This is a genomic window from Sinorhizobium medicae (genome assembly GCF_007827695.1).
GTDB classification, from domain to species: Bacteria; Pseudomonadota; Alphaproteobacteria; order Rhizobiales; family Rhizobiaceae; genus Sinorhizobium; species Sinorhizobium medicae.
This window is the reverse complement of the sequence record NZ_VITA01000007.1, coordinates 129,495-144,728: the sequence shown is the minus strand read 5'-3', so window position 1 is coordinate 144,728 and position 15,234 is coordinate 129,495. Positions and strand designations below refer to the sequence as shown.

Annotated in this window: 9 protein-coding genes; 6 read left to right on the top strand and 3 right to left on the bottom strand. The window is 62.8% G+C overall.

Annotated features, from left to right (window positions below):
• The first annotated feature begins 60 nt into the window (after window positions 1-60).
• From FB009_RS14275 to FB009_RS14260, 4 genes are all read left to right on the top strand, one after another.
• Window positions 61-1,563 (top strand): xylulokinase, encoded by a 1,503-nt coding sequence (locus tag FB009_RS14275; RefSeq protein WP_164830003.1) that lies wholly within the window; start codon window positions 61-63, stop codon window positions 1,561-1,563.
• A 109-nt stretch (window positions 1,564-1,672) separates the two neighbouring features.
• Window positions 1,673-2,671, top strand: coding sequence for an SPFH domain-containing protein (locus FB009_RS14270; RefSeq protein ID WP_012066920.1), 999 nt, complete (start codon window positions 1,673-1,675; stop codon window positions 2,669-2,671).
• Window positions 2,668-3,123 (top strand): NfeD family protein, encoded by a 456-nt coding sequence (locus FB009_RS14265; RefSeq protein ID WP_012066921.1) that lies wholly within the window; start codon window positions 2,668-2,670, stop codon window positions 3,121-3,123. Before FB009_RS14270 ends, FB009_RS14265 begins: the two co-directional genes overlap by 4 nt.
• A gap of 107 nt (window positions 3,124-3,230) precedes the next feature.
• Window positions 3,231-4,634, top strand: a complete 1,404-nt coding sequence (locus FB009_RS14260) for an outer membrane beta-barrel protein (protein ID WP_012066922.1) — start codon at window positions 3,231-3,233, stop codon at window positions 4,632-4,634.
• 63 nt (window positions 4,635-4,697) lie between these two features.
• On the opposite strand, the gene galU is transcribed toward FB009_RS14260, so the two are convergent.
• On the bottom strand, window positions 4,698-5,585 hold the full coding sequence (galU, locus tag FB009_RS14255; RefSeq protein WP_012066923.1) for a UTP--glucose-1-phosphate uridylyltransferase GalU: 888 nt from the start codon (window positions 5,583-5,585) through the stop codon (window positions 4,698-4,700).
• A gap of 301 nt (window positions 5,586-5,886) precedes the next feature.
• Here galU and FB009_RS14250 point away from each other — a divergent pair, with 301 nt between their 5' ends.
• Both FB009_RS14250 and FB009_RS14245 read left to right on the top strand, forming a co-directional pair.
• The gene (locus FB009_RS14250; RefSeq protein ID WP_018011537.1) at window positions 5,887-7,104 is read left to right on the top strand and encodes a lytic murein transglycosylase; all 1,218 of its coding nucleotides are present in this window, start codon (window positions 5,887-5,889) and stop codon (window positions 7,102-7,104) included.
• 104 nt (window positions 7,105-7,208) lie between these two features.
• Window positions 7,209-8,465 (top strand): SGNH/GDSL hydrolase family protein, encoded by a 1,257-nt coding sequence (locus tag FB009_RS14245; RefSeq protein ID WP_024310995.1) that lies wholly within the window; start codon window positions 7,209-7,211, stop codon window positions 8,463-8,465.
• Between the two features lie 185 nt (window positions 8,466-8,650).
• Here FB009_RS14245 and FB009_RS14240 read toward each other — a convergent pair whose 3' ends face one another.
• On the bottom strand, window positions 8,651-10,108 hold the full coding sequence (locus FB009_RS14240) for a glutamate synthase subunit beta (RefSeq protein WP_012066926.1): 1,458 nt from the start codon (window positions 10,106-10,108) through the stop codon (window positions 8,651-8,653).
• 101 nt (window positions 10,109-10,209) lie between these two features.
• Complete coding sequence (gene gltB / locus FB009_RS14235) at window positions 10,210-14,934, bottom strand: glutamate synthase large subunit (RefSeq protein WP_012066927.1); 4,725 nt, start codon at window positions 14,932-14,934, stop codon at window positions 10,210-10,212.
• Window positions 14,935-15,234 lie beyond the last annotated feature (300 nt).

Sequence of the window (15,234 nt, the reverse complement as noted above, 5' to 3'; positions counted from 1 at the left end):
CGCTGCGGTCTGAGGAGGACGGAAGGACCGCGTGGTCTTGCGTCGCGGAGGAGGTACGCAATGCAGCCGGACGAACGCTATGTCATCGGCCTGGATTCATCGACTCAATCCGTCAAGGCAGTCGCCTGGACGGCCGATGGCACACCGCGGGCCGAAGGCCGTGCACCGCACCGCATTTCGACGCCGCATCCACTAAAGGCGGAGCAGAACGCCGAGGACTGGTGGTCGGCCGCCTGCGACGCCCTGTCCTCGCTCCTGCGCCAGATCGATTCTCACCGCGTCGACGGTGTCGCAATATCCAACCAGCGCGAAACAATGGTTCTTCTCGGCGTGGACCGGAAGCCGCTCAGCCCGGCAACCCTCTGGCTCGACCGCCGGGCGCAGGACATCGTGCAGCCGTTCGCCGATGAATTCGGCAGCGAGCGCCTGCATGCGATCTCGGGCAAGCCGATCGACGTCATTCCGTGCGTATATCGCCTTCGTTACTATCGCCAGCATGAGCCGGAATTGCTCGACCGCGCGGCGCAGATCCTGAGTGTACACGATTTCCTGACACAGAAGCTGACGGGTGAAGCCGCTGCAAGCTGGACGAGCGCCGACCCTTTCGGCATCCTCGACATCGAGGCGAAGCAATGGTCCCGCGAAATTCTCGATCATCTCGATATTCCTCTCAGCAAGCTGCCGCCGCTTCACCGGCCCGGCACGCTGATCGGCCGCGTGACTGCGGACGCCGCGGCCGCGACGGGGCTTGCCGCGGGCGTGCCGGTCTATGCCGGCGGCGGTGATGGACATTGTGCGGGGCTCGGCGTCAATGTGATCGAGCCGGGGGTCGTCTATCTTAATCTCGGCACGGCAGTGGTCGGCGGCTGCTGGACGCCGACGCGCAAGCTCAGCCGCTACTGGCGCACGCTGGTCTCGCCAAGCGGCGAAGGCTACCTGCTCGAAAGCTGCCAGCGCGGCGGCGCTTATTTCGTCAACTGGCTGCTGGACACCTTTGCCGGCGGCCGGTCCGATCCGGCTATTTTCGAACGGCTCGAAGCGGAGGCCGCCAGCCTGGATGTCGGCTCCGGCGGAGTCACCGTTTGCTCCTATCTCATGGGCTGCATGGATCCGCACTGGGACGCGGATGCCCGAGCTACCTTCAGCGGCATGGGTCCGGAGACAGGCATGGACCATCTCTACCGTGCCTCCATGGAGGCCATCACGCTTGAATTCGTCCGGTCTCTTTCCGAGATGAAATCGATGGGCGTGGCGGCCGACCGGATCTTCGTCATCGGCGGTGGCGCCGGTAGCGCCCTCTGGCGGCAGATGATCGCCGACGCAAGCGGACTCCCCGTCATACGCAGCCTTTCCAACGAGGCTTCCGCACTCGGCGCCGGCATGTCTGCTGCGATAGGTGCCGGCTGGTACGGGCATTTCGGCGAGGCCGCCGGCGCCATGTCACGGCTTGCCGAACAGATCGACCCGCGGCCTGCCGCTGCACAGGCATGGGCCGCACTATCCCGCAGGCAGGCGAACCTCTATCAGGCAACCCGCCGCCTGGATGCCTATGATGGCCCCTGACGCATTCGTGCCGGACAGTCGCACGCCTGCTTGAATTGTCGTCGCGAATCGCCACCTGATGTTTCGGGCGCGACTCCGAACGTTGGAGTTGCAAAAGGGAGGGGCTGTCATGGGCGGCATGGACATCGCAGTCGTTGCATTCGTGGTTGTCGTGATTCTCGTGCTCTTCGCCGGGATCAAGACCGTGCCGCAGGGCTACCGCTATACGGTCGAACGCTTCGGGCGTTACACACGGACGATGGAACCGGGACTGAATCTCATCATTCCCTTCATCGATCGTATCGGGTCGAAGTTGAGCGTGATGGAGCAGGTGCTCGATGTTCCGACGCAGGAGGTCATCACCAAGGACAATGCAAGCGTATCCGCGGATGCGGTCGCCTTCTATCAGGTTCTGAATGCCGCGCAGGCGGCCTATCAGGTCGCCGACCTGGAAAACGCACTCCTCAACCTGACGATGACCAATATTCGTTCCGTCATGGGATCGATGGATCTTGACGAGCTGCTGTCGAACCGTGACACGATCAATGATCGATTGCTCCACGTCGTGGATGAGGCCGCCAATCCCTGGGGCATCAAAATTACCCGCATCGAGATCAAGGACATCGCACCGCCGAAGGACCTGGTCGACGCTATGGCCCGGCAGATGAAGGCCGAACGCGAGAAGCGCGCGCAGGTGCTCGAGGCAGAGGGCTCCCGAAATGCGCAGATCCTGCGTGCCGAAGGTGCGAAGCAATCGGCGATCCTTCAAGCCGAGGGTCAACGCGAGGCAGCCTATCGCGAGGCGGAGGCGCGCGAACGTCTGGCGGAGGCGGAGGCCAAGGCGACCCGGATGGTCTCCGAGGCGATCGCCGCCGGCGACGTGCAGGCGATCAACTATTTCGTCGCGCAAAAATACACCGAGGCCCTGGCCGCGATCGGAACGGCGAACAACCAGAAAATCGTGCTGATGCCGATGGAAGCCTCGTCGCTCATCGGTTCTCTCGGCGGAATAGGCGCGATTGCGCGGGAAGTTTTCGGGGACGCCGCGGCGGCGTCCCAGCGTCAACGGCAGTCCACGCCCAGAACCGGCCCCTCCCTTCCCCTGGAAAAGCCGGAGGATCGCTCATGATCGAGCGCATCGTCCTTGAGCTCGGTCCCTGGAGCTGGTGGGTACTCGGCCTCCTGCTCCTTGCCGCGGAGCTGGCCCTGCCCGGCGTATTCCTCGTCTGGATCGCGCTTGCCGCCCTCGTCACTGGAGCTCTCTCGCTGTTCTTCTGGGAGGCGCCGTTCTGGAGCTGGCAGCTTCAGTTCGTCGCCTTCGCGCTGCTTTCGGTCGCTTCCGTCCTCATCGGGCGGCGTTTCGTCTCCTCATCTGCCGAAAGCGACGAGCCGCTGCTCAACAGGCGCGGGGAAAGCCTCGTCGGGCGTACGGCCGTGCTCGAGCAGCCGATCGCGGAAGGCCGCGGACGCGTCCGGCTCGACGACACGACCTGGGCCGTCGAGGGGCCCGATCTTCCGGTAGGGACGCGTGTCCGCATCGTTGCGAGCAGCGGGCGGCATCTGACCGTCGAACCGGTCTGAGCACGCCGGAAAAACCGCGTTCCGAGCGGCTGTACAGAAACGATTGATTAACCACGCGCCTTTACGATTGCGAAACGATTGCAATCAAATTTGCGGACAGACGGCGCATGGTGCCCAATATCTCACGCTCGACGATGTCGGGCGCCTTGCGTGTGAAGTCGCCAGCATGGCTGCTTGCGGGCTGCGCCTTCCTTACCTGTGCACCAGCGAGCGCGCAAAGCCTCGCCCCTGCAGACCAGCCGATTCCCGCCATCATCGACCCGCAGGCGACCGGCGCCGTTGCCGGCACCGATCTGTCGCCGGCCCTCGACGAGGACTTCAACCGCCTCAACCGGCGCGAGGAAACGATCGACAGGCTGCGCAGGCGCATCGATCCGGATGACGGTCAGGCACCCGGCATTCGCATCGGGACCTTCGTTCTGAAGCCGGCGCTCAGCGAGACATTCAACCACGAACGGCAGAAGAACGGCGGCAGCAGCGAAAGCCGGAGTTTCATGGAGACCGGGCTCAAGGGGTCGCTCACCTCCGACTGGTCCCGCCACCAGCTGAGCGTGACCGGCGAAGGCGTGATCCAGGACAATATATCCGGAGAAGGCGAAGAAGAGCCGCGTGCCGACGTCAATGCCGAACTGCGCCTGGACCTTGGAGAGGAAACCACGGCCAGGCTGAGAGCAGGTTACAGCTTCGAACGCGAGGACGCGAACGATCCGAACGCCATTGCCGATGCCGAAACCCAATCCGGCGTCGATACCTATCGCCTCGGCGCCGCGATCGAGCGCGACCTCGGTCTCATTCGCGGCGCGGTCGGCGTGGACTTCGAGCGCAGGACCTACGGCAATGTCGACCTTGACGATGGCAGGACGCTTTCCCAGGAGGATCGCGACCGCAACCTCGCAACGCTGACCGCGCGGATAGGCTACGAGCTTTCGCCAGCGCTGATCCCCTTTCTCGAGGCCTCCGCCGGCAAGTCGGTCTATGACCTGCGCCGGGATACGTTCGGCTTCGAGCGTTCCTACGAGAGCTATGCCGGCCGGGCCGGCATGGAGGTGGATTTCGGCGAGAAGCTCAACGGGGAACTGGCGCTCGGTTACGAGACCTTTCGCTTCGACGATCGACGTCTCGAGGACTTGGGCGGCGTTTCGCTCGACGGCCGCGTCAACTGGTCGCCTCACCGCGGGACCGACGTTCTGTTCGGCATGCTGACCTATGTCGATCCGTCGACTACACCCGGCGAGGCGGGATCGATCAACTACGAGCTGACCAATGTGGTCACGCAGCAGCTGCGTTCGACGCTCGTCGGGCGGCTTTCGAACAGCGTCACCTGGCGCGATTTCCCTTCCGACGCCACGGCCTCGGACGAGACCGCCTGGCGAGCCGGCGCCGGACTCACCTGGGACATGAGCCGCTATCTCGCGCTCACCGGAGACCTCAGCTACGAGCGCACGAACAGGGATCAGGGCGCATCGAGCGACACCACGCGCGTCGGCGTCGGCCTGACGCTGCGGCGATGACGTGTCGCTTTGCCTCTCCGGAGAGGCCGCGCCTCCTGGCGCGGCCGGTCATCTGATCGATAATCACTTCAGGCCCTGAAGCAGCGTCTTGAGCGGTCCCTCGACCGTGGGGCGGATGTCGCCGCGCTCGAGAGCGAAGGCGACATTGGCCAGAATGAAACCGTCCTTGGCGCCGCAATCATAGGTATCGCCGCGGAAGTGATAGGCGGCAAAGGCCTGTGCTTCTGCGAGCTTCACCATGCCGTCGGTCAACTGGATCTCATTGCCGGCGCCGCGTTCCTGCGTTTCCAGAATCGGGAAAATCTCCGGCTGCAGGATATAGCGGCCGTTGATGAAGAAATTCGACGGAGCCGTCCCCTTTGCCGGCTTCTCGACCATCCTGGTGATCCTGAAGCCGTCGCCGACGGTCTCGCCCACTCCGACGATCCCGTATTTGTGCGCCTGGTCGGGCGCGCATTCCTCGACGGCGACGACGTTGCCGCCGCTCTCTTCATAGAGTTCGACCATTCCCTTCAGGCAGCCCTTCTCTCCCTTCATGATCATGTCGGGCAAGAGCAGCGCGAAGGGCTCGTTGCCGACGAGCTCGCGGGCGCACCAGACCGCATGTCCGAGGCCAAGCGGCGCCTGCTGGCGGGTGAAGCTCGTGGTGCCGGCCTTCGGCAGCATGGCTTCGAGGAGCTCGATCTCCGCCTTCTTGTTGCGCTCGCGCAGCGTCTGGTCCAATTCGACCTGAATGTCGAAATAATCCTCGATGACGGCCTTGCTCCGGCCGGTCACGAAAATCAGATGCTCGATTCCGGCTTCCAGCGCTTCATCGACAACATATTGGATGACCGGCTTGTCCACCACCGTCAGCATCTCCTTCGGGACCGCCTTGGTCGCGGGAAGGAAACGCGTCCCGAGGCCTGCGACGGGGAAAACGGCTTTGCGGACTTTACGCTTATCGGTCATTGGCACCTCCTTGCAGTGCTTCTCAGTCTAGCCTGAAACGGTGGAATTGAATTGATTTAGTCGCCGATTGCCAATTTTTTGCGAAGGAAGACGACTCGGTTTTTTCATGGTAAAGACTTTGTTGACTTCGTTTCTGTAGGCTTCTCCATCGACCAGGTACGGCACACGCCGTCCGGTCTCTAGAAGAACCGCATACTGCCCCTTTCCAGTGGCCTGGTGCGGGCAAATTGCGAACCTCGGAGTAGTTGGTCCGGCATGAACGCTGGCTGAACGCTCCACCGAGAAACGGAACCGACAGCAGATGAGCACAAACCGCAGGACGTTCTTCCGACATATAGCCGCCGCTCTCGTCGTTGCCGCCGCTTTTGGGTCGTCGCCAGCGCGCGCGGATCAAGGTTTTCAAAACTGGATCAACAACTTCTATGCGACGGCTGCCAAGAGCGGCATCAGCCAGGCAACCTATCGCAAGGCCTTTGCCGGTGTGAAGACGCCTGATCAGGCCGTGCTGGAGAAGGCGGCCTATCAGCCTGAGTTCAAGCACAAGATCTGGGAGTATATCGACGCCCGTGTCAATCCGTACACCAAGCGGACGGGACAGGAAATGGCGGCGAAGCATGCACGCACGCTCAACGCTCTCGAGCGGCACTACGGCGTCGACAAGTCCGTTCTGCTGGCCATCTGGTCTATGGAATCGAATTACGGCGCGATCCTCGAAAAAGACGATCGGCTGCATTACGTGCCGCGGGCGCTGGCGACGCTTGCCTATGCCGATAAGAAGCGGGCCAAATTCGCCCGTACACAACTTATTGCGGCATTGAAGATCCTGCAGAGCGGCGATATCACCCCGCGAGAACTGACGGGCTCCTGGGCGGGTGCCATGGGGCACACGCAGTTCATTCCGACGAGCTACCTGCTCTATGCCGTCGACGCCGACGGGAACGGACATAGAGACATCTGGAACTCGGTGCCGGATGCCCTGGCGACGGCTGCCAATCTCTTGCGAAAGAACGGATGGAGATCGGGCGAGACTTGGGGTTACGAGATCGTCCCGCCGGCAAATGCGGCGCAATATTCAGGCCAGACGAAAACGCTTGGCCAGTGGGCAGCCCTTGGCTTTGCCCGCCCGAATGGTAAGGGTTTCAGCAATTCGAAGATGCGTGCGGTCCTGAAAATGCCCGGCGGCAGCAACGGCCCCGGCTTCCTGGTGACCAAGAATTTCTTCGTCATCAAGCGCTACAACGCCTCCGACTCCTACGCGCTCGGCGTCGGCCTCCTTGCCGATCAGATCGCAGGTTATGCGGGCATGCAGCAGCGCTGGCCGCGTCCGGACGGCTCGCTCGACATCAGCGAAAAGTTCGAGCTGCAGAACCGGCTGAAGGAACTCGGCTATTACGATGGCGAAGTCGACGGCAATTTCGGCTCGGGTTCGAAGGCCGCGATCGAGGCGTTCCAGGCACAGAACGGCCTGAAACCGGACGGGCAGCCGACACAGCATCTCCTGCGCGCCCTGCGCCGGTAAACGCACCTGTCGCTTTTTTCCCGGTCACGGCGGTTTCCCAACAAACGGTGCCAATCGCCGTGATTTGGCGTATGCTTCCGGGATTGTCTGCATTCGGCGGTGAAATGATCATGATGACGACCCGATACCGGGGAAAGGGACTGCGTCTGCTGCGACTGGCTCCGGTCATGATCGGCGCAATAGCAATGATAGCCGCCGGCCTCTTTGCCACCGCCGCCGAGGCACAGGAGCCCGTACCCCGGCGCAACGTGCTGCAAAGGCTTTTCGGTGTCTTCACGCCGCAAAGGCGCGTCTACCATCAGGACCAGTACGATTTTCGGCGTCAGCCCCGCCCGCAGCGCATACAGAAGCGCCGCCCGCAACCGTCCGAAACGCGGCAGTCGCGCCCGAGCCGGTCCAAGGCACGGCCAGTCGCGGCACCACCGCCGCCGCCAGTCGTCGTGGAGAAATCTCCCAACGCCAAAAAGGTCCTCGTCGTCGGAGACTTCGTTGCCGGAAGCCTTGGTGACGGATTGAAGGCTGCATTCGAAACAACGCCCGGCATCGTGATCGAGACGCGCGCCAACGGTTCTTCCGGCGTCGTCCGGAACGACTATTTCGACTGGCCGAAGGCCATGTCGGACTACATCGCGGAAATCAAACCCGCCGTCATCGTCGTGAGCCTCGGCGCCAATGATCGCCAGTTGATGCGGATCGGGGAAACGCGGGAGAAATTCCGGACCAATGCCTGGATGGAGGAGTACCGCAAGCGCGTCGCCGCGCTGGCGACCCTTGCGCGGAAGGACGAACTCCCGGTCCTCTGGGTTGGAATGCCGCCCTTTCAATCGACTTCGATGACTGCCGACATGGTCACGTTCAACGGCATCTACCGCGAGGAGGTCGAGAAGGTCGGCGGACAGTTCATCGACATCTGGGACGGTTTCGTCGACGAAGATGGCAAGTTCGTTCTGACCGGCTCGGACATCAACGGCCAGCAGGTCCGGCTAAGGGGATCGGACGGCATCAACCTGACCAAGGCCGGCAAACGCAAATTGGCTTTTTATGTCGAAAGGGATATCCGCAGGCTACTGGGCGAAGCGGCCGCAGCCACGGACGTACCGGGCGCGGAGGGCCTCAAGGATCTTGTCGTCAGCAAGCCGCTTGCCAACGAAGATATCATCAAGACGCAGCCGATCAGCCTCATCGATCCGGAACTCGACGGTGCCACCGCCCTTCTCGGCGGCGATACACCGCTCAAGAGCACGGGCAAAAGCCCGCGCGACCGGCTCGTGGAAAAGGGCGAGGTGGTCGCCGCGCCGCCGGGGCGTATCGACGATTTCCGGCTTGCCAAACAGGGTCCGCCAGGCAGTTCCACCCGTTGACGCGGCAGCGTCGAAGAGGAACTTGGCCGCTTATGCCGAATACGACCCCGGCCTTGTCTCTCGCCTTGATGCGCATCCTCAAGGTCGGCGCCCCACCTCAAGCCCGTCATCCTCGGGTGAGGGCGTCGCAGGAAGGCACAGTCTAATGGCCAAAAAGGGTGCGCGTCGGGAGACGCCCGCCTGAACTACCGCGGCAGCACCGTCGAGCCCATCAACGCCTCGTCGATCGCGCGTGCCGCCTGCCGGCCTTCGCGGATCGCCCAGACGACAAGAGACTGGCCGCGGCGAATGTCGCCCGCCGCCCACAGCTTGTCGACCGAAGTCCTGTAGTCGCGATCATCGGCAACGACATTGGTCGAACCGCGCCGGTCGGTGTTGAGCGTCAGCTTGTCGCCGAGGTCCTTGAGCACGCTATCTGCGAAGGGGCCACGGAAACCGATCGCGATGAAGGCAAGATCGGCCTTGATGATGAACTCGGTACCGGCGATCGGCTTGCGACGCTCGTCGACCTGACAGCATTTGACCCCGGTCAGGTTGCCGTCCTCGTCGCCGACGAATTCGAGCGTCGCAACCTGGAACTCGCGAACCGCACCCTCGGCCTGACTGGAGGAGGTGCGCATCTTCGTCGCCCAGAAGGGCCAGACGGCGAGCTTGTCCTCCTTTTCCGGCGGCTGCGGACGAATGTCGAGCTGCGTCACCTTGACGGCGCCCTGGCGGAAGGCGGTTCCGACGCAGTCGGATGCCGTGTCTCCGCCGCCGACCACGACGACGTGCTTGCCGCCGGCCAGGATCGGCTCGGACGGCCAGCCCACGCTGTCGATATTTTCGCGGCCGATCCGGCGGTTCTGCTGCACCAGATAAGGCATGGCGTCGTGCACGCCGACGAACTCCACGCCTGGAATGCCAGCGTCGCGCGGTGTCTCGGAGCCGCCGCAGTAAACCACGGCGTCGTTTTCATCAACGAGCTTCTGCATGGCCACCTCCACGCCGACATTGACGCCGCAATGGAACGTCACGCCTTCGCCCCGCATCTGGTCGACACGGCGGTCGATGAAGTTCTTCTCCATTTTGAAATCCGGGATGCCGTAACGCAGCAGCCCGCCAGGCTTGGACTCTCGTTCGTAGACATGCACCTCGTGGCCTGCGCGCGCCAGCTGCTGGGCAGCCGCCATGCCGGCCGGTCCGGACCCGATGACGGCGACCTTCTTGCCGGTCTTGGTCACGGCCGGTTGGGGCACGATATAGCCCATCTCGTAGGCCTTATCGGCAATCGCCTGCTCGACCGTCTTGATCGCAACCGGCACGTCTTCGAGGTTCAGCGTGCAGGCTTCCTCGCAAGGCGCCGGGCAGACTCTGCCGGTGAATTCCGGGAAGTTGTTGGTCGAATGCAGATTGCGGATCGCCTCGTCCCAGTTGCCGTTATAGACGAGATCGTTCCAATCCGGGATCTGGTTGTGCACCGGGCACCCGGTCGGGCCGTGGCAATAGGGAATGCCGCAGTCCATACAGCGAGCGGATTGCTTCTGCACTTCCTGATCGGACATCGGAATTGTGAATTCACGGAAATGGCGGATGCGGTCAGATGCCGGTTGGTACTTTGCTACCTGCCGGTCGATCTCCAAAAACCCAGTAACCTTGCCCATCTTATGATCCTGATATCTTCAATCTCAACAGGCGCGCCTGAAGCGCGCGTGAAGGCCTCTGACCCGGCGAGGGGCCGGGAGCCGTTTTCACGACGGGCCGGTTACTCGGCCGCTTCCGCCATTTTCATGCGCTCCATGTCCTCGAGCGCGCGGCGGTACTCGACCGGCATAACCTTGCGGAACTTCGGCCGGTAGTCCGTCCAGTGGTCGAGAATCTCCTTGGCGCGCGCAGAGCCGGTATGGTGGAGGTGGTTCGAGATGAGCTGGTAGAGCCGCTCCTCGTCATGCCGCGTCATGTCGCCCGAGACGTCGACCATGCCCTTGTGCATGAGGTCACCGCCGTGGTGATGCAGCTTCTCCAGCATGTCGTCCTCCTCCGGAACCGGCTGCAGCTCGACCATCGCCATGTTGCAGCGCCGGGCGAAATCGCCCTCCTCGTCGAGCACGTAAGCAACCCCTCCCGACATGCCGGCCGCGAAGTTGCGGCCGGTGCCGCCGAGAACGACGACGACGCCTCCGGTCATATATTCGCAGCCGTGATCGCCGACGCCTTCCACGACCGCGATGGCACCAGAGTTTCGCACCGCGAAGCGTTCGCCGGCCACGCCGTTGAAGTAGCACTCGCCGGAAATCGCGCCATAAAGCACGGTGTTGCCGACGATGATCGACTGATGCGGCACGATCCGCGCGTTCTGCGGCGGCCGAACGACGATGCGTCCGCCCGAGAGCCCCTTGCCGACATAGTCGTTGCCGTCACCAACGAGGTCGAAGGTGATGCCGCGGGCGAGGAACGCGCCGAAGGATTGGCCCGCAGTGCCCTTGAGGGTCACGTGGATCGTATCGTCCTTCAGCCCCTTGTGGCCCCAACGCTTGGCAAGGGCGCCCGAAAGCATCGCGCCGGCCGAGCGGTCGACATTCTTGATCTCGGCCTCGAAGGCGACCGGCACCTTGGTCTCCAGCGCCAGTTTCGCCTTCTCGATCAGTTTGCGGTCGAGAATATCCTGAATGGGATGGTTCTGACGTTCGGTCCAATAGGTTGCTTCCTTCGGAGCCTCCACCTTGTGGAAGATCTTCGAAAAGTCGAGGCCACTCGCCTTCCAGTGCTCGATCATCCGGTCGCGTTCGAGCAGGTCCGAGGCACCGATAATCTCGTCAAGCTTTCTTGCACCGAGCGATGCGAGGAGTTCGCGCACTTCCTCGGCAACGAAGAAGAAGTAGTTGACGACATGCTCGGGCGTGCCCTTGAAACGCTTCCTCAACACCGGATCCTGTGTGGCGACGCCGACAGGACAGGTGTTCAGATGGCACTTGCGCATCATGATGCAGCCGGCCGCGATCAGCGGCGCGGTGGCGAAGCCGAATTCGTCGGCGCCGAGCAGTGCCCCGATGACGACGTCGCGGCCGGTCTTCAGACCTCCGTCGACCTGCAGAGCGATGCGGGAGCGAAGACCGTTGAGCACCAGGGTTTGCTGCGTTTCGGCAAGGCCGATCTCCCAGGGGCTGCCCGCATGCTTCAGCGAGGTCAGCGGCGAAGCACCGGTGCCGCCGTCGAAACCGGCAATGGTGATGTGATCGGCGCGCGCCTTGGCGACGCCGGCCGCAACCGTACCGACGCCGACTTCCGAAACCAGCTTGACCGAGACGTCAGCCTCGGGATTGACGTTCTTCAGATCATAGATCAGCTGCGCCAGATCCTCGATCGAATAGATGTCATGGTGCGGCGGCGGCGAGATCAGGCCGACCCCCGGCGTGGAATGCCGCGTCTTAGCGACGGTCGCGTCCACCTTGTGACCCGGCAACTGGCCGCCTTCGCCGGGTTTTGCACCCTGCGCCACCTTGATCTGCAGCATGTCGGCATTGACCAGATATTCCGTCGTGACGCCGAAGCGGCCCGAGGCAATCTGCTTGATCGCCGATCGCTCCGGGTTCGTCGAACCGTCCGGCAGCGGCAGATAGCGATCGCTCTCCTCACCACCTTCGCCAGTGTTCGACTTGCCGCCGATCCGGTTCATGGCGATCGCCAGCGTCGTGTGCGCCTCGCGGCTGATCGAGCCGAAGGACATCGCTCCCGTCGAGAAGCGCTTGACGATCTCCGACGCCGGCTCGACCTCCTCGACAGGGATCGGCTTGCGGCCGGCTGCCTCGGCGTCCCTGATCGTGAAGAGCCCGCGGATCGTGTTCATGCGGCTCGCCTGCTCGTTCATCATGGCGGAGAACTCGCGATAGCGGTCCTCGGCATTGCCGCGCACCGCATGCTGGAGCGAGGCGATGGCATCCGGAGTCCAGGCGTGGCTTTCGCCGCGCATGCGGTAGGCATATTCGCCGCCGATATCGAGCGTGTTGGCAAGCACCGGGTCGCTTCCGAAGGCGGCTTTGTGGCGAGCGACCGTCTCAGCGGCGATCTCCTCGAGGCCGATGCCTTCGATCGTCGTCGCCGTACCGAAGAAGTATTTGTCGACCAGTTCGGAGGAAAGGCCGACGGCGTCGAAGATCTGCGCGCCGCAATAGGATTGATAAGTCGAGATGCCCATCTTGGACATGACCTTGAGGATGCCTTTGCCGACCGCCTTGATATAGCGGTAGACGACTTCCTTTTCGTCGACTTCTTTCGGAAACTCGCCGCGCTTGTGCATGTCGACGAGCGTGTCGAAGGCGAGATAGGGATTGATCGCCTCCGCACCGTAGCCGGCAAGCAGGCAGAAATGGTGTATCTCGCGCGGTTCGCCCGATTCGACGACGAGGCCGACCGACGTACGCAGGCCCTTGCGGATCAGGTGGTGGTGAACGGCCGCGGTGGCAAGCAGCGCCGGAATGGCGACGCGGTCCGGGCCGATCTGCCGGTCCGAAAGCACGATGATGTTGTAGCCGCCCTTGACTGCCGCTTCCGCCCTTTCGCAGAGACGATCGAGCATCTCCGGCATGCCTTCGGCACCGCGGGTAATGTCGTAGGTGAAGTCGAGCGTCTTGGTGTCGAAACGTTCCTCGGTGTGACCGATCGAACGGATCTTCTCCAGGTCGCCATTGGTAAGGATCGGCTGGCGGACCTCGAGCCGCTTGGCATGTGCCATGCCCTCATGATCGAGGATGTTCGGGCGCGGGCCGATGAAGGAGACGAGGCTCATCACCAGTTCCTCGCGAATCGGGTCGATCGGCGGGTTGGTGACCTGGGCGAAGTTCTGCTTGAAATAGGTGTACAGCAGCTTCGGCTTGTCGGACATTGCCGAGATGGGCGTGTCCGTTCCCATCGAGCCGATTGCCTCCTGACCGGTCGTCGCCATGGGCGACATCAGGAGCTTCGTGTCTTCATGCGTGTAGCCGAAGGCCTGCTGCCGGTCGATCAACGAGACGTCGCGGCGCAACGCCCGCGGTTCGACCGGCTTCAGCTCTTCGAGGATGAGCTGGGTATTGTCGAGCCAGTGGCGGTAGGGATGCTTGCCGGCGAGCGACGACTTCACTTCCTCGTCGGAAATGATTCGGCCCTCTTCCATGTCGATCAGAAGCATCTTGCCGGGCTGAAGCCGCCACTTCTTGACGATCTTTTCCTCGGCGACGGGCAGTACGCCGGCCTCCGACGCCATGATGACGCGGTCGTCGCTGGTGACGATATAGCGCGCCGGGCGCAGGCCGTTGCGGTCGAGCGTCGCGCCGATCTGGCGGCCGTCGGTGAAGGCGACCGCCGCAGGCCCGTCCCACGGCTCCATCAGCGCCGCGTGATACTCGTAAAAGGCCTTGCGCTCCTGCGACATGAGCTGGTTGCCGGCCCAGGCTTCGGGAATCAGCATCATCACGGCATGCGAGAGCGAATAGCCGCCGCGCACGAGGAACTCGAGCGCATTGTCGAAACAGGCCGTGTCCGACTGGCCCTCATAGGAGATCGGCCAGAGCTTGGATATGTCATCGCCGAAAAGCGGCGAGGAAACGGATGCCTGCCGTGCCGCCATCCAGTTAACGTTGCCGCGCAGCGTGTTAATCTCGCCATTATGCGCGACCATGCGGTAGGGATGCGCGAGCTTCCAGGACGGGAAGGTGTTGGTCGAGAAACGCTGGTGTACGAGCGCAACCGCCGACTGGAAGCGTTCGTCGGCGAGGTCCTTGTAATAGGCGCCGACCTGGTAGGCGAGGAACATGCCCTTGTAGACGATGGTCGACGTCGACAGCGACACGATATAGAAACCGAGATCGTCCCCGTCCGCCTCCGCATAGATGCGGTTGGAGATCACCTTGCGGAGCGTGAACAGCCGCCGCTCGAATTCGTCTTTCGTGGCTGCCTCGCGGCCGGCGCCGATAAACACCTGGACATGATGCGGCTCGGTCGCGGCGATGTCCGGCGCCTTGGACAGCGACGAATTGTCGACGGGCACGTCACGGTAGCCGAGCAAAATCTGGCCTTCCTCGGCCACGACTTCGCTGATCACGTCCTTGAAGTGGGCGATAAGCTTCTCGTCGCGCGGCATGAAGAGATAGCCGACGGCATATTCGCCAGCCTTCGGCAGCGTAACGCCCTGCTTCGCCATCTCCTCGCGAAAAAAGCGGTCCGGGATCTGGACGAGAATGCCGGCGCCGTCGCCCATCAGCGGATCGGCACCGACCGCGCCGCGGTGGGTCAGGTTTTCGAGCATGAAGAGGCCGTCGCGCACGATCTGATGCGACTTCTCACCCTTGAGATGCGCGACGAAGCCGACGCCGCAGGCATCATGCTCGTTCCGCGGATCGTAGAGCCCCTGTTTTCGCGGCAGTCCGGAGGAGAATGCGGGCGTTTTCACAACCGTCGCAGCGTCTTGTGCGAGGTTGAGCCCAATCTGTCGTGATGGCGAATGACCCGTCATCGTTTTCCCTCCTGTTGAACCCGGAAGTTCCGGGCATACCGCGGCCCGCACGCAATTGCCGCATGGCGCTTTCGCACGGTGGCAAGCCGGGGCGTTATCGTCGCATGATCCTGATCAGGTCGCAAATGAAGCGCGGCTCGTCAGGCACTGATGTCCGCGACCATCCTGACGCCAAGGCGTAACGACCGGATGAAATCCGGCGAAACCCCTCGCGCACCACGCCGGTTGCCGTTTTGCACGACCCTTCCGGCGATTGCTCCGGCCCCTAGACCGAAATAGGACAGCAAACCTGTCCTATTT